Annotated in this window: 21 protein-coding genes; 8 read left to right on the top strand and 13 right to left on the bottom strand. The window is 47.7% G+C overall.

Annotated elements, in window-relative coordinates; all coding sequences use genetic code 11:
- Positions 1 to 2 precede the first annotated feature (2 nt).
- Both ACWA50_RS10190 and sbcB read left to right on the top strand, forming a co-directional pair.
- The gene (locus tag ACWA50_RS10190) at positions 3 to 905 is read left to right on the top strand and encodes an EamA family transporter (protein WP_431052187.1); all 903 of its coding nucleotides are present in this window, start codon (positions 3 to 5) and stop codon (positions 903 to 905) included.
- Between the two features lie 3 nt (positions 906 to 908).
- A complete protein-coding gene (gene sbcB / locus ACWA50_RS10185; protein ID WP_431052185.1) occupies positions 909 to 2330 on the top strand; it encodes an exodeoxyribonuclease I in 1422 nt (473 codons plus the stop codon).
- A 219-nt stretch (positions 2331 to 2549) separates the two neighbouring features.
- On the opposite strand, the gene asnS is transcribed toward sbcB, so the two are convergent.
- A complete protein-coding gene (asnS, locus tag ACWA50_RS10180; protein ID WP_431052183.1) occupies positions 2550 to 3953 on the bottom strand; it encodes an asparagine--tRNA ligase in 1404 nt (467 codons plus the stop codon).
- Positions 3954 to 4213: 260 nt separating this feature from the next.
- Here asnS and ACWA50_RS10175 point away from each other — a divergent pair, with 260 nt between their 5' ends.
- Together ACWA50_RS10175 and bioD are read left to right on the top strand one after the other, a co-directional pair.
- A complete protein-coding gene (locus tag ACWA50_RS10175; protein ID WP_431052181.1) occupies positions 4214 to 5419 on the top strand; it encodes an ROK family protein in 1206 nt (401 codons plus the stop codon).
- 106 nt (positions 5420 to 5525) lie between these two features.
- Complete coding sequence (bioD, locus tag ACWA50_RS10170; protein ID WP_431052179.1) at positions 5526 to 6251, top strand: dethiobiotin synthase; 726 nt, start codon at positions 5526 to 5528, stop codon at positions 6249 to 6251.
- Between the two features lie 92 nt (positions 6252 to 6343).
- On the opposite strand, the gene ACWA50_RS10165 is transcribed toward bioD, so the two are convergent.
- From ACWA50_RS10165 to ACWA50_RS10150, 4 genes are all read right to left on the bottom strand, one after another.
- Positions 6344 to 6658, bottom strand: a complete 315-nt coding sequence (locus ACWA50_RS10165; RefSeq protein ID WP_431052177.1) for an HI1450 family dsDNA-mimic protein — start codon at positions 6656 to 6658, stop codon at positions 6344 to 6346.
- A 135-nt stretch (positions 6659 to 6793) separates the two neighbouring features.
- Positions 6794 to 9436 carry a phosphoenolpyruvate carboxylase gene (gene ppc, locus ACWA50_RS10160; RefSeq protein ID WP_431052175.1) on the bottom strand — a complete coding sequence of 881 codons (2643 nt, stop codon included), beginning with the start codon at positions 9434 to 9436 and terminating at the stop codon, positions 6794 to 6796.
- A gap of 316 nt (positions 9437 to 9752) precedes the next feature.
- Positions 9753 to 10772 carry a branched-chain amino acid aminotransferase gene (locus tag ACWA50_RS10155; protein WP_431052173.1) on the bottom strand — a complete coding sequence of 340 codons (1020 nt, stop codon included), beginning with the start codon at positions 10770 to 10772 and terminating at the stop codon, positions 9753 to 9755.
- A gap of 72 nt (positions 10773 to 10844) precedes the next feature.
- A complete protein-coding gene (locus ACWA50_RS10150) occupies positions 10845 to 11279 on the bottom strand; it encodes a MarR family winged helix-turn-helix transcriptional regulator (protein ID WP_431052171.1) in 435 nt (144 codons plus the stop codon).
- 339 nt (positions 11280 to 11618) lie between these two features.
- On the opposite strand from ACWA50_RS10150, the gene ACWA50_RS10145 reads away from it, so the two are divergent.
- Genes ACWA50_RS10145 through dapB form a run of 4 tightly spaced genes read left to right on the top strand, consistent with a single transcriptional unit; the run spans position 11619 to position 14913 of the window.
- On the top strand, positions 11619 to 12506 hold the full coding sequence (locus ACWA50_RS10145; protein ID WP_431052169.1) for a transcriptional regulator GcvA: 888 nt from the start codon (positions 11619 to 11621) through the stop codon (positions 12504 to 12506).
- 24 nt (positions 12507 to 12530) lie between these two features.
- Positions 12531 to 12941, top strand: coding sequence for a DUF423 domain-containing protein (locus tag ACWA50_RS10140; protein ID WP_431052167.1), 411 nt, complete (start codon positions 12531 to 12533; stop codon positions 12939 to 12941).
- Positions 12942 to 12945: 4 nt separating this feature from the next.
- Entirely contained in the window at positions 12946 to 14061 is a 1116-nt protein-coding gene (rlmM, locus tag ACWA50_RS10135) for a 23S rRNA (cytidine(2498)-2'-O)-methyltransferase RlmM (protein WP_431052165.1), read from the top strand.
- Between the two features lie 36 nt (positions 14062 to 14097).
- Complete coding sequence (gene dapB / locus ACWA50_RS10130) at positions 14098 to 14913, top strand: 4-hydroxy-tetrahydrodipicolinate reductase (protein ID WP_431052163.1); 816 nt, start codon at positions 14098 to 14100, stop codon at positions 14911 to 14913.
- A 67-nt stretch (positions 14914 to 14980) separates the two neighbouring features.
- Here dapB and ACWA50_RS10125 read toward each other — a convergent pair whose 3' ends face one another.
- The 8 genes from ACWA50_RS10125 to ACWA50_RS10090 form a co-directional block, all read right to left on the bottom strand.
- On the bottom strand, positions 14981 to 16513 hold the full coding sequence (locus tag ACWA50_RS10125) for a carbon-nitrogen hydrolase family protein (protein WP_431052161.1): 1533 nt from the start codon (positions 16511 to 16513) through the stop codon (positions 14981 to 14983).
- An 81-nt stretch (positions 16514 to 16594) separates the two neighbouring features.
- Positions 16595 to 16804: an aspartate/glutamate racemase family protein gene (locus ACWA50_RS10120; RefSeq protein ID WP_431052159.1), complete on the bottom strand. Its 210-nt coding sequence runs from the start codon at positions 16802 to 16804 to the stop codon at positions 16595 to 16597.
- Positions 16805 to 16808: 4 nt separating this feature from the next.
- On the bottom strand, positions 16809 to 17129 hold the full coding sequence (locus ACWA50_RS10115) for a c-type cytochrome (RefSeq protein ID WP_431052157.1): 321 nt from the start codon (positions 17127 to 17129) through the stop codon (positions 16809 to 16811).
- 67 nt (positions 17130 to 17196) lie between these two features.
- Positions 17197 to 17673 (bottom strand): TlpA family protein disulfide reductase, encoded by a 477-nt coding sequence (locus ACWA50_RS10110; protein ID WP_431052155.1) that lies wholly within the window; start codon positions 17671 to 17673, stop codon positions 17197 to 17199.
- A complete protein-coding gene (locus ACWA50_RS10105; protein WP_431052153.1) occupies positions 17673 to 18359 on the bottom strand; it encodes an ABC transporter ATP-binding protein in 687 nt (228 codons plus the stop codon). Before ACWA50_RS10105 ends, ACWA50_RS10110 begins: the two co-directional genes overlap by 1 nt.
- Positions 18359 to 19474, bottom strand: coding sequence for an ABC transporter permease (locus tag ACWA50_RS10100; protein WP_431054340.1), 1116 nt, complete (start codon positions 19472 to 19474; stop codon positions 18359 to 18361). Before ACWA50_RS10100 ends, ACWA50_RS10105 begins: the two co-directional genes overlap by 1 nt.
- 1 nt (position 19475) lies before the next feature.
- Positions 19476 to 20834, bottom strand: a complete 1359-nt coding sequence (locus ACWA50_RS10095) for an ABC transporter permease (protein ID WP_431052151.1) — start codon at positions 20832 to 20834, stop codon at positions 19476 to 19478.
- Positions 20835 to 20837: 3 nt separating this feature from the next.
- Complete coding sequence (locus tag ACWA50_RS10090) at positions 20838 to 22262, bottom strand: Fe-S-containing protein (RefSeq protein ID WP_431052149.1); 1425 nt, start codon at positions 22260 to 22262, stop codon at positions 20838 to 20840.
- Positions 22263 to 22329: the final 67 nt, after the last annotated feature.

Genomic DNA, 22329 nt, shown 5'->3' with positions numbered 1-22329 from the left:
TTATGCACAACCTTGCCATCGCTGTGCTTTGCAGTGTGATCGTGTCGGTTTTTTTGAAAGTGGCACGCAAGCAGAATATCAATATCGCCCAAGCGATTGCGTTTAATTATATTATGGCAATCGGGCTGAGTTATTCTTTTTTGAAACCCGATTTTTCCGGGCAGTCATTTGGCGAAGTCGTGGCGCAAAATGAATACTCCTACTTATTTTTAGCCTTAGGGATTTTGCTGCCGACGGTGTTTCTCGTGATGTCGAAAGCGGTGGAAAGTGCCGGGATTGTGCGCTCCGACGCGGCACAACGGTTATCGTTGTTTTTACCGATTTTAGCTTCGTTTACGATTTTCAATGAGGTGCTGAGCGGCAGCCGTGCGGTTAGTCTGGTACTGGCGTTTACCGCACTTTTATGCTTATTATGGAAAAAAGACGAGCCGCAAAGCATTGTAGCCAAAAGCATAGCGGGCAAAAGTGCGGTCGGCAAAGGTTGGTTTAACCTGCTGTTGGTTTGGCTGGGTTATGGCGTGATCGATATTTTATTTAAGCAAATGGCAAAGAGCGGTAGCGCGTTTCCGTTGACGTTATTTGTGTCGTTTTGCTTAGCGGCCTGTGTCATTTTTATTTATTTGCTGATTAAACAAACCCGTTGGCACGGCAAAAGTATGTTGGGCGGTTTGCTGCTCGGCGTGCTGAATTTTATGAATATTCTGTTTTATATCAAAGCCCATCAAAGCTATAGCGACAACCCGACGTTAGTCTTTGCCGGCATGAATATCGGCGTGATCTGTTTAGGCACGTTGACCGGCGCGTGGCTGTTCAAAGAGAAAATCAACAAAGCCAACGCTATCGGCGTGGGCTTGGGGATTGTGTCGATTATCTGCTTATTTTATTTGGATAAAATCATAGGCTAACAAATGGCGAAAGAATTTAGCTTTTTTATTTACGACTACGAAAGTTTCGGTATCAATCCGGCAAGCGACCGACCGGCGCAATTTGCCGGCATTCGCACCGATGCGGATTTTAACATTATCGGCGAGCCGGTGATGTTGTATTGCAAGCAGACCAACGATTACCTGCCTGCGCCGGAGGCTGTGTTGGTGACGGGGATCACGCCGCAAGCGTGCAACGAAAAAGGCGTATCCGAACCGGAATTTGCCGCGCGTATTTTGCAAGAGTTTGCTCAGCCCAATACTTGCGTGATGGGCTATAACAGCATTCGCTACGATGACGAAATGACCCGTTACACCTTTTACCGCAATTTTATCGACCCTTACGAATACAGTTGGAAAAACGGCAATTCCCGTTGGGATTTGCTGGATGTGTTGCGCGCTTGCTATGCGTTGCGCCCTGACGGAATTCATTGGGTATATGACGAAAACGGCTTGCCGTCGTTTAAATTAGACCGCTTAACAGTGGCGAACGGCATTGAACACAGCAACGCCCATGACGCAATGGCGGACGTGTACGCAACGATTGAAATGGCGAAATTGGTGAAAGCCAAACAGCCACGCTTGTTCGATTATTTTTTCAATCTGCGCAACAAAAAAGCGGTGGAGAAACTGATCGACACCGCCAATATGACCCCGTTGGTGCACGTTTCCGGCATGCTCGGAAACTATCGCGGCAATACCGCACTTGTCGCACCGTTGGCATGGCACCCGACCAATAATAATGCGGTGATCGTGTGTGATTTGAGTGCCGATCTCAGCGATTTGTTGAGCCTGAATGCCGAAACGTTAAAAGTGCGGTTATACAGTAAAAAAGCGGAGTTGGAAGCGCAGGGGATTTTACCTGTACCGCTAAAATTGGTGCATATCAACAAATGCCCGATTGTCGCCCCCGAAAAAACCTTATTGCCGCAAAGTGCCGAACGCTTGGGGATTGATCGTGAACAATGTTGGCAAAATCAGCAGCGTTTACTTCAATCTTACGAAATTCGCGACAAAGTGATCGCTATTTTCAGCGAACAGCGTGAATATTCCGACGAGTTGAATGTCGAAACCGCACTTTACAACGGCTTTTTCAGCAATGCCGATAAACGCAATCTGCAAATTTTGCGTAGCTTGAGCGCAGAGCAGTTGCAAAACCCGGATTTAACCTTTGAAGACAAACGTATTCCCGATTTACTGTTCCACTACCGCGCCCGTCATTTTTACCGCACGTTGAACCGTGCAGAGCAGATTAAATGGCAGAAATACCGCAAATTGAAACTGGAAAAAAGTGCGGAGGTCTTTGTACAATCGCTGCAACAATTAGGCGAACAGTATCAAAATGATCCTGAAAAACTGGCGTTATTGCAACAGGTGTATGAGTACGGCGAAAAGTTGCTGAGTTAGTCATAATCCGTTGTTAAATAATTTTGAGTAGTATTGGTAACATTATTGCGTTAAAAAAATTGCGTTTAAAAGGGCTGGCTTGAAGCAAGACGCGTGTGCAAAACTGGTCAATGTATCTCTCTAATAACTTCCCTCCCTCCGTATACGGAGGGAGGGAAGTCAGTTTGTCAGCAATCTCACGCCCTGCCGAAGCAGGGCGTTGCGTATCAGTAGTAAAATTTAGAACGACGCATTGCGCGGGTAGCGTGGGAATGGGATGACGTCGCGGATATTTTGTATCCCGGTGACGTAAACGATCAGGCGCTCGAAGCCCAAACCGAAGCCGGAGTGCGGTACGCTGCCGTAGCGGCGCAGGTCGCGATACCAACTGTAATCTTCTTTGTTTAAGCCCATTTCGGCTAAACGCTGATCCAACACCTCTAACCGTTCTTCACGTTGCGAACCGCCGATGATTTCACCGATACCCGGCGCTAATACGTCCATTGCGGCAACGGTTTTGCCGTCGTCGTTAAGGCGCATATAAAACGCTTTGATGTCTTTCGGATAGTTTTTCACCACCACCGGGGAATTGAAATACTCTTCGGCTAAATAACGCTCGTGTTCGGAGGATAAGTCGATTCCCCATTTCACCGGGAATTCAAAGGTTTTACCGGATTTCAGCAACACCTCAATCGCGTCGGTGTAGTCGATTTGGGCGAAATCAGAGGCAATGAATTTTTGCAGACGGGTGATCACGTCTTTATCCACGCGTTCGGCGAAGAATTTCAGGTCATCGGCACGCTCTTCCAATACGGCTTTAAACACATATTTCAACATTGCTTCCGCCAACGCGGCATTGTCGGCTAAATCGGCAAAGGCTACTTCCGGCTCAACCATCCAGAATTCGGCAAGGTGGCGGGTAGTGTTGGAGTTTTCGGCACGGAACGTTGGTCCGAAGGTGTAAATTTTGCTCAAGGCGCAAGCATAGGTTTCGCCGTTGAGTTGTCCTGATACGGTTAAAAACGCTTCTTTACCGAAGAAATCTTGCTTGTAATCCACCAAGCCGTTTTCGCCACGCGGCAGATTTTCTAAATCTAAAGTGGAGACACGGAACATTTCGCCCGCACCTTCGGTATCAGACGCCGTGATGATCGGCGTTGCCACCCAATAGAAGCCTTGTTCGTGGAAGAAACGGTGAATGGCTTGCGCTAAGCAATGACGCACCCGTGCCACCGCGCCGATTAAATTGGTACGCGGGCGCAGGTGCGCCACTTCGCGCAAATATTCGACACTGTGGCGTTTTGCCGCCATCGGGTAGGTTTCCGGATCTTCAACCCAACCGCTGACAACCACATCGTCCGCTTGCAGTTCAACCGCTTGTCCTTGCCCTTGCGATTCGACCACTTTACCGGTTACGATTACGGAACAGCCGGTGGTTAGATTCAATACTTCATCTTGATAATTCGCCAGGCTATTGCTGACCACCGCTTGAATCGGATCAAAGCATGAACCGTCATAGACCGCCAAGAAAGAGAAGCCTGCTTTTGAATCGCGGCGGGTACGAACCCAACCGCGAACGGTAATGGTTTCACCGACGGCAACTTTTCCTTGCAGAACATCATGAATAGATGAAATTTTAGCCATTTTTTCCTCAAATTAGACAAATATAAAAAGTGCGTCTAGTTTACTGATTCCAAGCCAAAATACAACGATTTGAATGGAAATAACCGATTTTCCGCCGAATGGTTAGATAATATTTATTTGAGAAAAATATTATGTCGAAATCGTGAGCTGATTAGCATATTTGATAATATCTTATTGTAATTAAATAAATAAATGCGTATAACAAGAGGCTATCGAAAATATTCTTATCGGCAATAGATGACAACACAAGAGAAGAACTTATGCCAAAAATAAAACAAGAAGGTGCAAATCGGGTCAATTTGCAGCATTTAGGTGCAGTTTACCGCCTGATCGAGCAATTTGAATTAATTTCAAGAATTGATCTTTCCAAGATTTCAGGTTTTGCGCCCGCGAGTATTACCAATTTGACCAGAGAATTGATCAATTGCCATTTTGTGATTGAAAGAGCGGTGCAAAATACTATCGTGCGCGGGCGTCCGGCGGTCGGGATCTGCTTGTCGCCATTTTATTGGCAATATTTGGCTGTCACGCTGAGTGAAAAAAGTTTGGATATCAGCTTATGCGAGCTCAATGGAAAGCAGTTGCAGGTGCAACACTGCCCGTTGGATAAACGGGTGGTATTGGATGAGTTTATCGGCTCGGCGATTAACGGTTTCTTAAAACAGCACAATGAAGCGGCACAGCATATTTTGGCGTGTTCGTTGTGTATTCTCGGACGAGTCGATAAATTTGAAAAACGGGTTTACCTTGGGGCTGAAGAGTTGAATCCTGAGTTGCAGGACATGTTACAGCAGCATTTCAAATTTCCGATTATCGTGGCGGAACACTTTGCGATGTGGACTTTCGCCGAAAGCCACTTAGGCAATGCGATTAACAGTAATAATGTGATTTTCTTGCAGTTTGACGATGCGATTAATATCAGTGTGCTCAGCGAAGGCAAGATGATTAAGAACGAAAAACAGAAACGGATGAATATCGATAAAGTGTCGTTGCCGAAAATCAGTGAACTCAGCGATCAAATTGCATTTGATGTGCCGGAAGTCGAGCGGCACTATCTGTATAATCAGGTCAGCAATAAAGCGATTTATCAACTGGTTGATTTATTGTTGCCAAACGAGTTGCCGAATGATGAAAACAAAATTCAGTTTTTATGCGAACAGGCGCAGCAGGAAAATCCGGCGGCGATTAAGATTATTCACCATCTGGCAGACAATGTGTCGTACTTGTTGATGTATCTGACCAATATTTTTGCCTCGGAAAAAATCATGATCAACACCCGGTTATTGTCGGTCAAAGATCTGTTTTTACAGCGTTTGGCGTTGAAATTGCAAGATGCGCTGCTATCGGACGAGCAGCAGGTGGAGATTATCACCTCTAAATTTAGCTGGAATGACCCGGAAATCGCGTCATCGGCGATTAAACAACAACTGTACAACGGCGAATTATTTGCCGATATTGTTCGATAATTGGCGGCGCCTGTTAATTATTTGCTAAAAACTTGTGTTAGCTCAATAAATTGCTTTTCATTTTTGCTTAAAATTTTCCCCGTACTACGAATGTCGAGGGAAAATTATGAGTTGTTTTTTTGTAACCGGCACCGATACCGGTGTCGGTAAAACCGTGGCAAGCAGGGCGATTATCCAGGCATTGCAAAAGCAACGTTGCCAAATTGTCGGCTATAAGCCGATTGCCTGCGGTGACGGAGGTTATCATCCCTATCTCGATGCGCCGACAGAACAAAACGATAAACAGAACGGCGATGTACTGACGTTATTGGAAAGTTGCACCGAACCGTTGCAATATCATGACATCAACAGTTATACCATGCCGTTGGAACAAGAGCCGGGTTTGAATGAGTTCTTGGAGCAGCCGCAGGTGATTCAAATCGAAAAAATCAATAGCGATTTGCGGCGATTGACATCGCGCTATCAAACCGTTTTGGTGGAAGGCACTTTTGGTTGGCTGACACCGATTAACCGCACTTTGGATTTTTCCGATTGGGTTGCCGAGCATAAAATGCCGGTGGTATTGGTGGTCGGAATTAAAGAGGGCTGTATTAATCATGCGTTGTTGACAGCGCAAGCGATTGAAAAGAGCGGAGTGCCGTTAATCGGTTGGGTGGCAAATCGGATTAATCCCGGTTTGAGTAATTACAGTGCGATTATCGAGTTGCTTTCCAGTAAAATCGACGCACCGTTATTGGGGCAAATTCCCTATTTACATCAGCCGGAAAAACAGGATCTAGCGCATTTTATGAATAACATTGAGCGCTTAAGTTATTTGCAGACCATGCGCTAGCTTTGATTTCTCTCCTTCCGTGTACGGAGGAAATACCGCTTTTCGTTAGGAAAAATGGGGAGGGAGGGAAATGGCGTTCGGCGCTTGTCGCACTATTCTTTCCACACAATATGATATTCCGGATTTTCCATATCGTGCGAAATCAAGACTTTGGCGAAAATATCGTCCATTTCGTCTTTATCATTCACCAATCCGACCCAGACTTCGGCATAGGCTTCCGGATCGATTAACACGCCGATTTCTTCATCCCAATTGTCGGCGGTTTCCACCATTTCCACCGCTCCGCGTTCTTCGAATTGCAGGTTAAACAACAAAATATCCGCCGGGTCGAGGTTTTCCTCCGCCATTTCCAAAAAAATATCATAGGCGGTATCAATCGCATTATCGGGATCACGTTTGGTTGTCATTATTTATTCCTCAAAGGGTAAGCAAAGTGCGGTTAGCATACCTGTTTCTGCGCGGGAAACCAACGGGTAACCGCACTTTTATAAAAAAATACCCCTGCTATCAAGATAACAAGGGCATTATCGGTTACGGTATGATTAACCGGTATTGCGCATTCCTGCCGCGATCCCGGTGATGGTGATCATTAAAGCTTGATTTAAGTGCGAATCTTGCTGTTCTTCCGGCTGTTGGCGCAGGCGATGTAACAGTTCCACTTGCAATAAATTCAACGGATCGGTGTAAACGTTGCGCAGGGCAATAGACTGTGCAACCCATGGCAAATCGTCCATCAATTGATCTTTATGCGATAAGTCAAGCAGGGTTTTGACATCGGCTTGCAATTGTTGGCGTAATTCTTGCCCCAAAGCCCATAAGTGCGGTTCGACTAAACGTTGATCGTAATATTCGGCTAACCATAAATCGGTTTTACTGAACACCATTTCCAACATGCCGATACGGGTAGAAAAGAACGGCCAGCCTTGGCACATTTCTTCCACCACCGCACTTTTGCCGTTATTCAGCAACGTTTGAATCGAGGCGCCGGCGCCCAACCATGCCGGCAACATTAAGCGGTTTTGCATCCAAGCGAAAATCCACGGAATCGCACGCAGACTTTCAACCCCACCTTTCGGGTTGCGTTTTGCCGGACGCGAGCCTAACGGCAGGCGCGACAATTCCTGTTCCGGTGTCGCAGAGCGGAAATAGGGCACAAAATCCGGCTGTTCGCGCACAGTGCCGCGATAAATCTCACAAGAGAGCCGGGATAAATCATCCATAATGCCGCGCCATTCGGCTTTCGGTTCCGGCGGCGGCAGTAAATTGGCTTCCAAAATTGCGCTGGCATACAACTCCAAACTGCCGACCGCCACTTGCGGCAAGCCGAGTTTAAAGCGAATCATCTCGCCTTGTTCGGTCACACGCAGACCGTTTTTCAGTGATTTAGGCGGTTGTGACAATAACGCCGCGTGCGCCGGAGCGCCGCCGCGGCCGATTGTGCCGCCACGACCGTGGAACAGCGTCAATTCGATATGCAATTTTTCACACAAATTCACTAACGCTTCTTGCGCGCGGTATTGCGCCCAAGAGGCGGCCATCATGCCCGCGTCTTTGGCGGAATCGGAGTAGCCGATCATCACCATTTGTTTATTTTTAATAAAACCGCGATACCAACCGACATTAAACAGTTCTTCCATCACAGCTTCGGAATTGTCTAAATCTTCCAGCGTTTCAAACAATGGCACGACCGGGATATTCTTATTGCAGCCGGCTTCTTTCAATAATAAGTGAACGGCCAACACGTCAGAAGCTGACTTCGCCATAGAAATGACATAAGCCGAAATCACGCCTTCGTTTTGTTCCGCCACCACTTTGCAGGTGTCTAAAATCTCTTTGGTTTCCGCACTTGGCGACCATTCAATCGGAATCAACGGACGACGCGAATTGAGTTCGCGAATCAAAAACGCTTGTTTGTCGGCTTCGTTCCATTGCGCATAATCCCCCAAACCGATATAACGGGTCACTTCGGCAATCGCCATGCTGTGACGGGTGCTTTCTTGGCGAATATCCAACTGTGACAGGGTCACGCCAAAGCAGCGGATACGGCGTAAGGTATCTAACAATAAGCCGTTGGCGATAATCCGCATTCCGCAGTTGGAAAGGGACGTGTAGCAATCGAACAGCGGTTGCCAAAGTTGCTCGTTTTTGGTGATAATCTGGTCGATTGTGGTTCTCGGCTGTCTATCCGCCAATAAGTCATTGTAGTGATTTTGCGTCGCTTTTAATTTGGTACGCAGATCTTTGACGATATAGCGATACGGTTCTTGGTGTTCGCCGTATTTGGCTTTGAACTCCTCGGTCGCTTCCACCATTGAAAGTTCATCGGATAACAGCTTAATGTCTTCCAAAAACAACTCGGCGGCTTTGGCGCGCGCCAAATTCAACACATTGCGGGTGACGGCGCTGGTGACAAACGGGTTACCATCACGATCGCCGCCCATCCATGAAGAAAATTTGACCGGGGTAAAATCGACCGGCAGGGTGAAATCCAGATAGTCGCGGGTGCTGTCGTTGAGTTGACGCAAAAACATCGGCACGGCTTTCCATAAGCTGTTTTCAATCACCGAATAGCCCCATTTTGCCTCTTCAAACGGAGTCGGGCGCTGCGTACGGATCTCATTGGTGTGCCATGCCTCGGCAATCAGTTGCAACAAACGGCGTTCGATTGCGGTGCGCTCTTTCACGGTCAAATCGGAATGCTCCAATTTGCTTAGGCATTTATTGATTTCAACGTGTTTATGAGTCAGTGAACGGCGGGTGACTTCGGTCGGGTGAGCCGTCAACACCAACTCGATCAACAGATTATCGACCGCACTTAGCACCTGTTCTTGTTTGATACCGTGCTGTTTGAGCTTACTGAACAAGCTGCCAATCGAGCGCTGGCTGGAATTTGCGTCGTCATGGTGGCGTGAAATGGTTTGGTATTGTTCGGCAATATTGGTCAGATTCAAGAAATGGCTGAACGCACGCGCCACCGGAATAATATTGTCATTGGAAATCGTTGCGAGGGTATCGAGCAACGCTTGGCGCGCTTTGTCGTTGCCGGCGCGCGAATCACGCGAAAGAACACGGATATTTTCGATCAAATCGAGAATATCGCTGCCTTGCGCATCACTGATGGTTTCGCCTAAAAACCGTCCGAGCATACTGATATTATTGCGCATTTCACTGTATTGCTGAATCATAGTTTATTCCTTATTCAGAAAGTCAATTTTAAAATTTAGAAACTGTGATAGATATAACAAAAAATAGGAAAGGCGGTCAATCTAAATTAACTCGGATTTGGTATTTCTGATAAAAGATTGCATTATTTTTAACAAATACGAAAAATAACCATGAACGATGTGAGAAAATCATCATCTAATTAAACAGAATTGAAACAAATATAGATTTTTAAAGTGGAAAAATAAAACCAATTGATTTTTATTTTTTAATATAAAAAAACCGCACTTGGCTTATTTTGAACAGCCAAAGTGCGGTTGCTTAGACAACTATTGGCAGTCAGACTTTGACAATCCAACCTTCCGGCGCGGCTACATCACCGAATTGAATGCCGGTCAGTTCCGCATAGAGTTTTTTAGTCACCGGTCCGACTTCGGTTTCGGAGTAGAATACATGAAAATCATCACCGTTTTGAATGCCACCAATCGGAGTGATGACCGCCGCCGTGCCGCAAGCCCCGGCTTCGATAAACTCATCTAATTTATCAATATACACATCGCCTTCAACCGCTTTCAAGCCCAAACGTTGTTCTGCCAAATAGAGCAGTGAGTATTTGGTGATACTTGGTAAAATCGATGGTGACAGTGGGGTAACAAATTGGTTGTCTTTGGTGATACCGAAGAAATTCGCCGAGCCGACTTCTTCGATTTTGGTGTGGGTTTTCGGATCAAGATAGATACAATCGCCGAAGTTGCGTTCTTTTGCCTCTTTGCCCGGCAGCAAGCTGGCGGCATAATTACCGCCGACTTTGGCTGCCCCGGTGCCTTGCGGCGCAGCGCGATCATATTCGGAAATAATGAAGTTAGTCGGTTTCATCCCGCCTTTGAAATAGGCGCCGACCGGACAGCAAAAAATCGAGAAAATGTATTCCGGGGCGGCGTGTACACCAACATTATCGCCCACGCCGATTAAAAACGGACGCAAATACAAGGTTGCGCCGCTGCCGTAAGGACCGACAAACTTTTCATTGGCTTTAACCACTTGTTTACAGGCATCGACAAACATCTCCACCGGCACTTGCGGCATTAATAAACGTTGGCAGCTGCGTTGCATGCGCTTGGCATTTTCGTCAGGACGGAACAGGTTAATACTGCCGTCTTTACAACGGTAGGCTTTCAACCCCTCAAAACATTGTTGCCCATAGTGAAGTGCGGTTGAGCCTTCGCTGATATGCAGCACATTATCGGTAGTCAGTTTGCCGCCGTCCCATTTACCGTCTTTCCAGTGGGAAATATAACGGAAATCGGTTTTGATATAGCCAAAGCCTAAATTTTCCCAATCTAATAAAACATCACTCATTGTTTTTCCTTACTCTTATTTCTTTGCTTTAGATAAAAATATCCGTCATTTTTATCCTATTTTTACGTCAAATCAATCATTAATTGATTTCGGGCTGAATTTTTGCAGCAAGCGTTGCAGTTGTTGCGTTTCACTCGCAGACAGGGCGGCGAGCAGCGTCGCTTCAAATTGTTGTAACAACTGGTGAATTGCTTGTTCTTTATGTTGTCCCTGTTTAGTCAGAAAAATATTTTTGCGCCGCGCATCACGGGGGTTGTCTTTGCGCACAATAAAATTTTTCCGTTCCAACAGATCAATAATTTTGGTCATCGAGGAGGATTCAATTTGCAGCTGCTTCATCAAGCTGCTTTGATTTTGCCCATTTTCGCTAAAAAGCAACAACAAAACCCGCGCTTGCGAGAGGGTCAAGCCTTCTTGCTGTAACAGTTGATCAAGGGATTTGTTAAGGCTTAACGTCAGGTTTTTTAACTGCCAAATAATAGATTGACTTTGGTTTTCAGAACTCATAACTGATTTTCCCTGCAAAAATGAATTGGCTGAAAATTTAACATAACAATCGGCCGGAAGATAGGATAAAAAATGCAGGTTTATGTTAGAATAAGCGGCAGAAAAAAGCCACTCAAGGATTGAGTGGCCGATAAACCAAATGGGTTTTAAAATATACAGGAAGTTAACAGTAAAACTCAAATCTAGTGAACTAGATAAAACACAACATCATACTTAAAAACAACACCATGTTGCTTAAGCAATGCGACCATTTTAGGTTTTGCCGTCACGAGTAACAATTTATATTTTTTTATCGTTCGCATAAATTTTATTTATGCGATTTTAACGACAGGATATGTCATGCATAAACGTTTGCCCCCGTTAAATGCACTTAAAGCGTTCGAATCGGCCGCCCGTCATTTAAGTTTCACCAAGGCTGCAGATGAACTGTTTGTTACCCAAGCCGCTATCAGCCACCAAATTAAATTATTGGAAGATTTCTTAGGCAATGCGCTGTTTATCCGTAAAAACCGCGCCTTGGAGCTGACCGAACAGGGCAGTGCTTATTTTCATGAAATCAAAGTGATTTTACGCCGCTTGGCGGAAGTAACGGATCAACTCAGAAACAGTCAGCATGATCTGGAACTGACCATCAAAGTGCCGCAAACCTTTGGTTTGGCTTGGTTGGTGCCGCAACTGAGCGAATTTAATCGGTTATATCCGGCGATTGAAGTGAATATTCAGGGTTTCGATTATGATGAAAGCGATATTCTCGCCGATGCGGATGTCGCGATTTTTTATGGTAAAGGCGATTGGCGCGGGCTAAAAAGCCAGCGTTTATTGGAGGGGTGTTTGTCCATTTTGGCCGCCCCGAAACTGCTACAGCATAAGCCGTTGCAAAACTTAACCGATTTGTCGCAACACAATTTACTGCATATCCACACCCGCGAAAATTGGCAGCGGATGGCGGCACATTTGCAGTTGGACAATCTCAATATTCAACACGGCTCGGTGTTCAGCCATACGTTTATGGCGTTACAAGCCGCATTGCATGGGCAAGGGGTGGTCTTGGCAAACAAGATTCTGGCACAGCAATATATCAATGACGGCTCGCTGAAAGAGGTCTTTTTCACCGATGTGACCGATCCAAAATCATTTTATGTGGTGTATCATCCGAATTATTCGGATAAAATACAGACCGTTTCGTTTATCAATTGGATCATCGAACATATCCGACAACACCACTAACCACCCGACAGACCAAGGATTACTATGGGAAACCGTTTTTTAACCTTTGCCGCCATCAGCGGTTTTTTCTGCGTCGCATTCGGCGCTTTTGCCGCCCACGGTTTGGAACCGCACTTGACCTTTTTACAACTGGATTGGATCGAAAAAGGCTTGAGATACCAAGTTTTTCATACCTTGGCGTTACTCGCATTGGGGCTCTTTGTCACCGCAACCAAGAACCAGCCTGCGCCGGCGTGCCGTAATCGTGGTTTAAACTGGATCGGTTACAGTTGGGCCATCGGCATTCTCTGTTTTTCGTTCAGCTTGTACGGATTGGCATTAACCGATATCAGAAGTTTAGTGTGGATCACGCCGATTGGCGGCACGGCATTTTTAATCGGCTGGGGCGCGTTGGCGTTTATCAGCATTGCCGGCAGTATGAAGCCAAGAGGTTAAGCTCGTGAATAAATTGGCATTATATTGCCGTATCGGTTTTGAAAAAGAACTGGCAGCGGAAATCAGCGAAAAAGCAGGCGATTTAGGCGTGTACGGCTTTGCGCGGGTGGTGGAAAACAGCGGTTATGTCATTTTCGAGTGTTACCAAGCAGGCGAAGCCGATCGCTTGGCGCAACAAATCCCGTTCAACCAACTGATTTTTGCCCGCCAACTGATTGTGGTTTCCGATTTATTGAGTGATTTGCCGCTTGACGACCGTATCAGCCCGATTGTGGTACAATATCAGCAAAATCAGCAGGTTAACTTGCAACAAAGCACCGAGCTGTGGGTGGAAACCGCCGACACCAATGAGGCAAAAGCGTTATCGACCTTTTGTCGCAAATTCACCGTGCCATTAAGGCAACAATTGAAAAAGTGCGGTCTGCTGAATTTTCGTGAAATTCGCGGCAGCGGCGTCACCTTGCATGTGTTGTTTATTACCAATGATAGCTGCTATGTCGGTTATTCTTACAACAACAACCATGCACCGCACTTTATGGGCATTCCACGCCTGAAATTCCCAAGCGACGCGCCAAGCCGTTCCACCTTAAAACTGGAAGAAGCGATCCTGACTTTTCTCAGCGAAAAAGAAGAAAAGCAACGCATGAACGATCAGATGAAAGCCGCTGATTTGGGTGCTTGCCCCGGCGGTTGGACTTATCAGTTAGTCAAACGCGGCATGTTTGTGTATGCGGTCGATCACGGTAAAATCGCACCGTCGCTGATGGAAAGCGGACGGGTGGATCATTGCCCGGAAGACGGTTTCAAATTCCAACCGCCGAAACGCACCCGCTTGGATTGGCTGGTGTGCGATATGGTGGAGCAACCGGCGCGGATCACCGCCTTAATGAGCAAATGGTTGCTCAACGGCTGGTGTCGTGAGATGATTTTCAACCTAAAACTGCCGATGAAAAAACGCTATCAAGAAGTGCGGTCTTGTTTGCAAACATTGAGTGACGATCTGAACAAAAAGGGCATTAGCCATCGGCTGCAAGCCAAACAGCTTTTTCATGATCGGGAAGAAATTACCGTGCATGTCTATCTGGATTCGGTTTACCGACCGTCTTCGAGTGATAAATAATATTGGATACATAGAAAGTAAAATGAGGAATTAACGATGACAGATTTACGCATTGCCGTTGCCGGCGCAGGTGGGCGCATGGGGCGCCAATTAATCCAAGCGGTGAAGAACGCCGAGGGCGTGGTGTTGGGGGCAGCCTTGGAGCGCAGCGGTTCGAGTTTGGTCGGTGCAGACGCCGGGGAACTTGCCGGAATCGGCAATATCGGCGTGGCGGTCAGCGACAATTTGGACAGCGTGAAAGATCAATTTGATTTGCTGATTGATTTCACCCGCCCGGAAGCCAGTTTTGGCTATATTGATTTTTGTGTCGCCAATCAGAAAAAAATGGTGATCGGCACCACCGGTTTTGACGACGCAGGCAAACACGCGATTGCGCAAGCGGCGGAAAAAATCGGTATTGTATTTGCTTCAAACTACAGCGTGGGCGTGAATTTGGTGTTCAAATTATTGGAAAAAGCAGCCAAAGTGATGGGCGATTATTGCGACATCGAGGTGATCGAAGCACACCACCGCCACAAAGTCGACGCGCCGTCCGGTACCGCACTTTCAATGGGCGAACATATCGCCAAAACCTTAGGGCGTGATCTCAAAACCCACGGCGTTTTTGCCCGCGAAGGGATCACCGGCGAACGCAAACGCGATGAAATCGGCTTTGCCACCATTCGCGCCGGTGATGTGGTCGGCGAACACAGCGTCTGGTTTGCCGACGAAGGCGAACGGGTCGAAATCGCCCACAAAGCCTCCAGCCGCATGACCTTCGCCAACGGTGCGGTGCGTGCCGCCAAATGGCTGCAAAGCAAGCAAAACGGTTTGTTTGATATGACCGATGTGTTGGATTTGAATAATCTCTAAACACAAATATCAAAATAATCATCAAAGTGCGGTTTTCAGCGAACCGCACTTTGGTCTTACACCGCTTTTACTTCTTTTTCCAACGCAACTGATACAAATCATTGCGCCGATCCTTCAAATTACGCACGCTGCCGAATTCATGCAGTTCGCGCAATTCATCAATATTCACATCGGCAATCAGCACCATTTCGGTATTCGGTGTCGCTTCGCTTTTGACGCCGTTGGTCGGGAAGGCAAAATCGCACGGTGTGAAAATCATCGACTGGGCGTATTGGATATCCATATTATGTACATTCGGCAGGTTGCCGACCGAACCGGCAATGGCAACGAAACATTCGTTTTCAATTGCACGTGCTTGGGCACAATGGCGCACCCGTGAAAAACCGTTTTGCGTATCGGTTAAAAACGGTACGAACAGGATTTCCATGCCTTGATCGGCAAGCAAACGGCTGAGTTCGGGGAATTCGACATCGTAACAAATCAAAATGCCGATTTTGCCGCAATCGGTATCAAACGCCTTTAATTGGTTACCGCCGATCATGCCCCAAATTTTGGCTTCGTCCGGGGTGACATGCAATTTTTCAAAGCGCTCGGTGCTGCCGTCGCGTCGGCATAAATAGCCGACGTTATATAAAGAGTCGTCTTTGATTTCCGGCATGCTGCCGGTGATGATATTGATGTTGTAGCTGATGGCCAATTCTTCGAATTTACCGACAATCGCCGCAGTATATTGCGCCAATTTACGAATCGCTTCCGGTTCGGAATCGTTATTATATTTCGCCATCAGCGGCGCATTGAAAAATTCGGGAAAGAGAACAAAATCGCAGTGGTAGCCTGATACCGCGTCAATAAAATATTCCGCCTGCTGCATTAATTCAGCGACATTGCGGTAGGGGCGCATTTGCCATTGGATCAAACCCAACCGCACTTCTTTCTTGTTTTGGGTTGCCAAGTCACTCGGCGGTTCGTAGTAGATATTATCCCAGCGCATTAACACCGCATATTCGTTCGAGGCGACATCGCCTTCGAGATAACCTTTCAACACTTTGCGCGGGTGGAAATCATTCGACATTTGGAAATTCAATACCGGATCGTTGATTTCTTTGCGTCGCACTTTGTCAATATAGGCTTTCGGCGTCAATTGATCGGCATATTTATGATAGTTGGGAATCCGCCCGCCGAAGGAAATGCCTTTCAGATTCCGCTTTTCACATAAATCCTTGCGGTAATCGTATAAACGCCGCCCCAAACGCAGCCCGCGGAATTCCGGTTTGATAAATACATCAATCCCGTACAAAATATCGCCTTTGTCGGTGTGCGAATCAAAGGTATCGTTCGCGGTGATTTTTTGGTAGGTGTGGTTGTCGCCGTATTTGTTGTAATCGACGATGATCGACAGCGCACAGCCCGCCAAACAATCATTCACTTTAATCACCACCTGACCTTCGGGAAATTTATTAATCAGGCGTGAAATTTCCTCTTCGCTCCAATAGGCATTCGGCAGAAGGGAATAGGCGCTGATCATCGCGTCTTTCAATTCCTGATAGTCATTCAAGGTGAGATAAGTCAGTTCGATATTCTCAATATCTTTGGTGTCCATAAGGTTCTTCCTGTTATTGATTAACTGCTTGATTTCAGGATAAAACGATAGTTGAGAAAAATCAAATGTTGAGTAATCGGGCTAAACCGCACTTTGCGCCAGCAACTCACCGGCTTGTTGCCAATCGTTGTTTTTCTGCAATTGCACAATGGTTTCAAAATCGATACTGTGCATGAGCAAATCGGCACTGTGATTTTTACCTAACGCCTGATTGACCCCGCGATTGATCTGCGAATAGTAGAGCAGGGTGCTTTCCGGGCTCATGCCGCCGATAATACCGATTTTTTGCATAGGATTATTTGCCTAACGTTGCAATATACGCCGCCAAATTTTGCCTATCTTGTTCGGTTAAGCGCGACTTCACTGTGTTGCCTGCCCCTTCGATTTCACCGTTTTTGCGTTTTTCCAATGCCGTGACAATGTCATTTTTTGCCATGCCTGCAATCACCGCTGAGGTGTCAAATGCCTGTTTTTCCGCATTGCGGCCGTGGCACATGGCGCATAACTGCTGATATTGGCGTTTGCCTTTGGCAATATCCGCCTCGGCGACCGCACTTTGTGCCGTCAGCAAGGCGAGGGTAATGGCGCATAAGGCGGGGGAAAAATGAAACCGCATGTTGAAAATCCTGTTGTTAACTGAATAATGCCGCTATTTTAGTACAGAATAAGTAAGCCGTCCGCAATTATTCAAACAGCGCATTAACCCGTTCGTGATCGAAGCCTTCCATGCGTTGTTGTAACACGCCGTTGGTGGCGATGAGAAACGAAGTCGGCGTGCCGATCACTTGGTAACGTTCGGCGGTGATGCCAAGTTGATCTCTCACCACCGGCAGGGTAATGCCGCGTTGTTTGGCGACGGTGGCGGTGTCGGCGTTTTTACCGTCGATATTGATCGCCAGAAAATCCAGTTTATCCGGATGAGCTTGTTGCAAGCGCTGTAATTCCAACATTTCGGCAATGCAACCGCCGCAGTTTTCCGACCAAAAGGTGATAAACAGCGGTTTTTGTTGCACCACATTTTCCAGTTTCACCGCTTCGCCGCTCAAATTAAAAGTTGCCAGTTGCGGCGCTTTTTTGCCGACGGTGGCCTGTTGCTCTTCGCAGGCAGTCAGGAACAGGCAGGTTAGCGCAAATAGGGTGGTTTTCAACAACGTTTTCATCAATTTGTCCTCGATTCATATTTTTCTTCACGCAAAAATTTGCCGTGTTGCAAGAAGATGGTGCGGTGTGCCAGTTTGCCCAATTCCGGATTGTGGGTCACCATCACGATGGTGCGCCCTTGCAGGTTCAGTTCGGTCAACAGTTGCAGGATTAGGCGTTCGTTGGTTTCGTCCAGATTGCCGGTCGGTTCGTCGGCAAAAATCACCGGCGGACGGTTGACTAATGCACGGGCGATACACACCCGTTGCTGTTCGCCGCCGGACAGTTGGCTTGGCAGGTGATTGATTCGATGTGCCAAACCGACTTGGGCGAGCACCGCTTTCGCCGACGCTTCGTCGGTGACACTGTGATAATGTTGCGCCAACATCACGTTTTCAAGTGCGGTCAGGTAGGGAATCAAATGGAATTGTTGGAACACCAACCCGATTTTCTCGGCACGAAAACGCTGACGTTGCTCTTCGTTCAGCTTGGCGGCGTCTACGCCGTCTAAAATCACCTTGCCGTCGCTGGCGGTGTCCAAACAGGTCAAAATATTCATCAGCGTGGTTTTGCCGGAACCGGAAGCGCCCATAATCGCTACGAATTCGCCGGCGGCGATTTGAATATTGATATCGTCAAGTGCGGTCACCTGTCCGAAACGTTTAACCAAATGGCGGGTTTCGATCACCCATTTTTGCTCTGTCATTATTCACCTTTCAATACGTTGGCGGTTTCAATTTGTAATGCCCGTCGGGTCGGCACGATCACCGCAATCATCGCCACAATCAGCGAGAGCAGCAGCGTGATCGGAATTACCGGCAAGCGCAGATCAATGCTGGATTTAAACACCGCGATCCCCAACACCTGCGCGAGAATATAGCCTAAAATCAAGCCGGCGAGTGTGGCAAGCAGGGCAATCAGCAGGGTTTCGGTGGTGATTTGTTTGATGATATCGCCGCGTTTGGCGCCCAATGCTTTTTGCAGCGCGAACTCTTTGGCACGCTCGGCGATAATCGCAATTAAGGTGGTGTTGACGCACAGGGTCGCCAAGATCAAAATCACCAACGAAATTAAGCCCATTAAGCCTTTGATTTTATCCAGAATCTGCCCTTCGGAAGCGGAAACTTTACGAATCGGGCGAATTTCCAAATCGGGATATTGGCGGCGCAGCTGTTCGGCGAATTGCTCCACCTGTCCCTGTTCATTTTTCACGCTTAACAGCGCGTAACTGATTTGATCAGGCTTGTTCAGCCATGCCTGTGCAAATTCCAGATTGACGATCAACATATTGTCGGTGGCGTCACCGGCTTCCACGATCGCTTTAATTTTGAAACTGCGTTTTTGCTGCTGCTCGTTGCTTAAGGTGATCTCGTCGCCGAGTGTTAAGTGCAGCCGCTCGGCTAAGGTTTTGCCGATCATCGCATTGCGCTGATCGAAATTCACTCCGATTTGTTGTCCGCGGATTTGCCAATAGGGCGCGAGGGTCGGCATGGCGTCGTACCACACGCCCATAATTGCGATTTTTTCCAATTCACTGCGGGTCACGCCGTATAAATAGGGGGCGGCGGCATTTAGCAAACCGGTCGGCGCTTGTGCCAGAATTTGTTGAAACGGCTGTTGCGACAGCGTGGTTTGATGTTTCGAGCCGATATAAAAATTGGCGCCGAAAGTGCGTAATTCTTGGCTCATTTTGGTATTGATATCAAAATAGACCGCAGACATCGCCGTGACAATTGCCGCGCCGACGGTCAGGGCGGCAAAAATAATCGCGACCCGTTGCAGGCGCAAGCGCAACGCACGGAATACCAAACGCCAGAACATATTAACGCCCATACAACACCTCGATCGGATAGAGTTTGGCAATGCGGTGCGCCGGAAACCAAGTGCCGATAATCGCAATCATCACCGACAAAAACAGCACGCACGGCACCACAATCCAAGCAAAAGAGAGCGGTTGTCCGAACAACGCATCACCGATAAAACCAGCCAAGCCCCAACCGGCAAGGCAACCGAATAGCCCGCCGATAACGCCGCTTAAACCGGCTTCGCAATAAAACAGCAGATTGATTTGCCGTTGATGTGCGCCCAGCGCTTTCATCAAGCCGATCTCTTTGCTGCGTTCGATGATATTGCTGGTCATCAACGAAGCGATTCCCATTGCGGAAGCCAACAGCGCCGCCAACGTGACGACCGCCAACAGCAACTGGATTTTCTCAATGACCACGCCTTCGGAGGCGGCGACCTGCCAAATCGGGCGCACCACTGCGCCGGATACCGCTTCTTCCAGCTGGTGGGCGATTGACGAAACATAGGCGGTGCAATACCAGCGGTCATACTCTTCGGCGTCCAACGCTTCCAGATTTTCCCGCGCTTTGCGCGACAGATCGTTTTCCGGCACGGTCAACGCCGAAACCCGTACCGACTGCACTTTGCCGTGGAGGTTCAAACTGTTTTGCAGTGCGTGCAGCGGCACGATCACCTGATTTTCTTCATTGCCGCCGCTCGACAGAATTCCGCTTACCGTTACCTCTAAAAGTGCGGTCATCTCTGCGCTAGAGTCAGTGAACGGACGTAATTGCAACCGATCACCGATATGAATATCGGCACTTGCCGCCAGTTGGCGCCCGACCAGTGCTTGCGGCGCAACCGCACTTTGAGTGTTAGCACGGTTATGGCGGTGTTTGACACTGTCATCCACCCATTCGCCGTCCACCTGCCAATACGGGCTGATGATTTTCTGTCCGGTGTGATAATCCGGATCGTCCGGAATGCCGATCGGATAGTCAAAAAACGTGCCCAGTACGCTGATATCTTGTTGCTGCGCTTGTCCGTTACGGCTAATCAACTCAAAAGGCGCATTCAATTGCGGCGCAAAGCCGACGATATTGTTGCCCCAAAAAATATCTTTAATGTTAGGCAGTTCTTTTTCGTCTAAAAAATCCTGCCCCTGCAACAGATTTTCCCGTTCTTGATCGACTTGCGGCAGCGCGGCTTGGGCGGCAGGTTCAATCAAAATATTGGCGCCGTAGGATTTCAGCTCTTTTGCCATTTTATCGCCGATATCAATCGACACCGCCAACAGGGCGGAGATTAAACCGGCGGCGAGAAAAATGGTGAAAATCGCCAAAAACTTGCGCCGTAACCCGTTTTTCCACGATTGTAACAACATACGTAACAGCATAACTTATTCCTCCGCCAAGCGGGTTTGCGGCGCTTGGCTTTGCGGCGCAAGGTAGCGCTCAGGATTGTCACGGAATTGATTGATATTCTGTTCCGAAGCAAAAAAGTAGGTTTTGCCGGCGTAGTTGTATTTAAATTTGGCGTCGGTGTTGAGCAGCTTGCTGCCGTCTACCGGATCAATCACCTCCAATTGCACGATGGTCGAGAAGTAGTTCAAACCTTCTTCCAAGCTTTGCTTGCTGATGATCACCTGTTGTTCGGTTTGCCGCCAATCGTTAATCGGTACCGGATTGCAGCCGCCCGGCTTACCGATCGACGGAATAAACATATGCACGCCGCAAGCCACGCAGATCACCTGATTGCCTTGCATGACATAACCCTGATCGCCGCACAGCAGGCAGGCGTCAAACACCACGCCCAAGCTGACACGATCGCTTAACCGGTTGATAATAAAGAAACGCACGGCTTTGCCTTCGTCGGAAATCCAAACGAAGCGGTGTAATTTGCCGTCGCTGACCTGTTTGATGTCGATATGCACTTGCCCGTCTTGTGACAATGTCACCGGCGTGGCTTGCGACAGGCGCGGCGGCTGCGAAGCGATTTTATCCCAATACAGCTGTGCGGCGATCACTATCAGCGCCAACAGCAAGCCCGATAGCGTAATGCGGCGCGCTTGGCGATAAAGTGCGGTTTTTTGCCGTTTTTCGATCAGATCGGTTTGCTGTGCCAACACATGCTGGCGCGGACGCTGCACGCAAATGAAAAACAGCAGGCTGATAGCGATAAGCATGCCCGCCAGCAGATAATTATTCCAAATGGTCAGATTCAGGCTTTTGGCAACAAAACTGAGCAGGGTTTTATCCAGATCGATCAATTGCAATTTAATCAGCGACAGCAAAATTTGCCCGCTGAGCGGTAACAACAGCCAAACGCCCAACAGCAGCATAGCTATCAGCCGCAGCTGCCAACAAGCGGAATAAGCCAATGCGCTTTGCCGCAACAGACTGACAATCCAGTTGGCGCACAACAGACAGAGCAAAAGTGCGGTCGCTATTGCAAACAGATTAAGAATAAAATCAGTATTGATGATCTCGGTGGAGGTGATTGCACTCAAATTCGGATTTTGCGCCCAGAAAATACCGGCGAACAGCAGTAACAGGGTTTGCGCAAGGTAGAGCAGTTGCCGCCGATTCAGCCAAGCACTGAACAGGCTAAACAGCAACACCGACGCATAACCGATTGACAGGATCAGTTTCAGGCTTTGGTTGACGCTGAACAGTTGCCATAGGACAAAGCCGCTGCAAAGTGCGGTCAGAGAGAGCCAAAACAGCGCTTTGTCCGGCACGGTTCGCTGTTTTGCCCACAACAAACCGCTGAGTACGCCGAACGGCAGCAATAATTGTAAAACCGAGGTGAAAAAGTAATTCATTGCAACAACCTTTTATGTTTTTAAATCCTATGCAGATTGGAATAAATAAGATTTAAAAAGATAAAAT

This window comes from Testudinibacter sp. P17/SS/0325 (genome assembly GCF_053570765.1).
The sequence above is the reverse complement of the archived record's forward strand: the minus strand, read 5'-3'. Positions and strand labels throughout refer to the sequence as shown.

Coding starts and splice junctions, on each gene's coding strand:
- ACWA50_RS10190 (WP_431052187.1), top strand. CDS start 3: ATGCACAACCTTGCCATCGCTGTGCTTTGCAGTGTGATCGTGTCGGTT.
- sbcB (WP_431052185.1), top strand. CDS start 909: ATGGCGAAAGAATTTAGCTTTTTTATTTACGACTACGAAAGTTTCGGT.
- asnS (WP_431052183.1), bottom strand. CDS start 3,953: ATGGCTAAAATTTCATCTATTCATGATGTTCTGCAAGGAAAAGTTGCC.
- ACWA50_RS10175 (WP_431052181.1), top strand. CDS start 4,214: ATGCCAAAAATAAAACAAGAAGGTGCAAATCGGGTCAATTTGCAGCAT.
- bioD (WP_431052179.1), top strand. CDS start 5,526: ATGAGTTGTTTTTTTGTAACCGGCACCGATACCGGTGTCGGTAAAACC.
- ACWA50_RS10165 (WP_431052177.1), bottom strand. CDS start 6,658: ATGACAACCAAACGTGATCCCGATAATGCGATTGATACCGCCTATGAT.
- ppc (WP_431052175.1), bottom strand. CDS start 9,436: ATGATTCAGCAATACAGTGAAATGCGCAATAATATCAGTATGCTCGGA.
- ACWA50_RS10155 (WP_431052173.1), bottom strand. CDS start 10,772: ATGAGTGATGTTTTATTAGATTGGGAAAATTTAGGCTTTGGCTATATC.
- ACWA50_RS10150 (WP_431052171.1), bottom strand. CDS start 11,279: ATGAGTTCTGAAAACCAAAGTCAATCTATTATTTGGCAGTTAAAAAAC.
- ACWA50_RS10145 (WP_431052169.1), top strand. CDS start 11,619: ATGCATAAACGTTTGCCCCCGTTAAATGCACTTAAAGCGTTCGAATCG.
- ACWA50_RS10140 (WP_431052167.1), top strand. CDS start 12,531: ATGGGAAACCGTTTTTTAACCTTTGCCGCCATCAGCGGTTTTTTCTGC.
- dapB (WP_431052163.1), top strand. CDS start 14,098: ATGACAGATTTACGCATTGCCGTTGCCGGCGCAGGTGGGCGCATGGGG.
- ACWA50_RS10125 (WP_431052161.1), bottom strand. CDS start 16,513: ATGGACACCAAAGATATTGAGAATATCGAACTGACTTATCTCACCTTG.
- ACWA50_RS10120 (WP_431052159.1), bottom strand. CDS start 16,804: ATGCAAAAAATCGGTATTATCGGCGGCATGAGCCCGGAAAGCACCCTG.
- ACWA50_RS10115 (WP_431052157.1), bottom strand. CDS start 17,129: ATGCGGTTTCATTTTTCCCCCGCCTTATGCGCCATTACCCTCGCCTTG.
- ACWA50_RS10110 (WP_431052155.1), bottom strand. CDS start 17,673: ATGAAAACGTTGTTGAAAACCACCCTATTTGCGCTAACCTGCCTGTTC.
- ACWA50_RS10105 (WP_431052153.1), bottom strand. CDS start 18,359: ATGACAGAGCAAAAATGGGTGATCGAAACCCGCCATTTGGTTAAACGT.
- ACWA50_RS10100 (WP_431054340.1), bottom strand. CDS start 19,474: ATGTTCTGGCGTTTGGTATTCCGTGCGTTGCGCTTGCGCCTGCAACGG.
- ACWA50_RS10095 (WP_431052151.1), bottom strand. CDS start 20,834: ATGCTGTTACGTATGTTGTTACAATCGTGGAAAAACGGGTTACGGCGC.
- ACWA50_RS10090 (WP_431052149.1), bottom strand. CDS start 22,262: ATGAATTACTTTTTCACCTCGGTTTTACAATTATTGCTGCCGTTCGGC.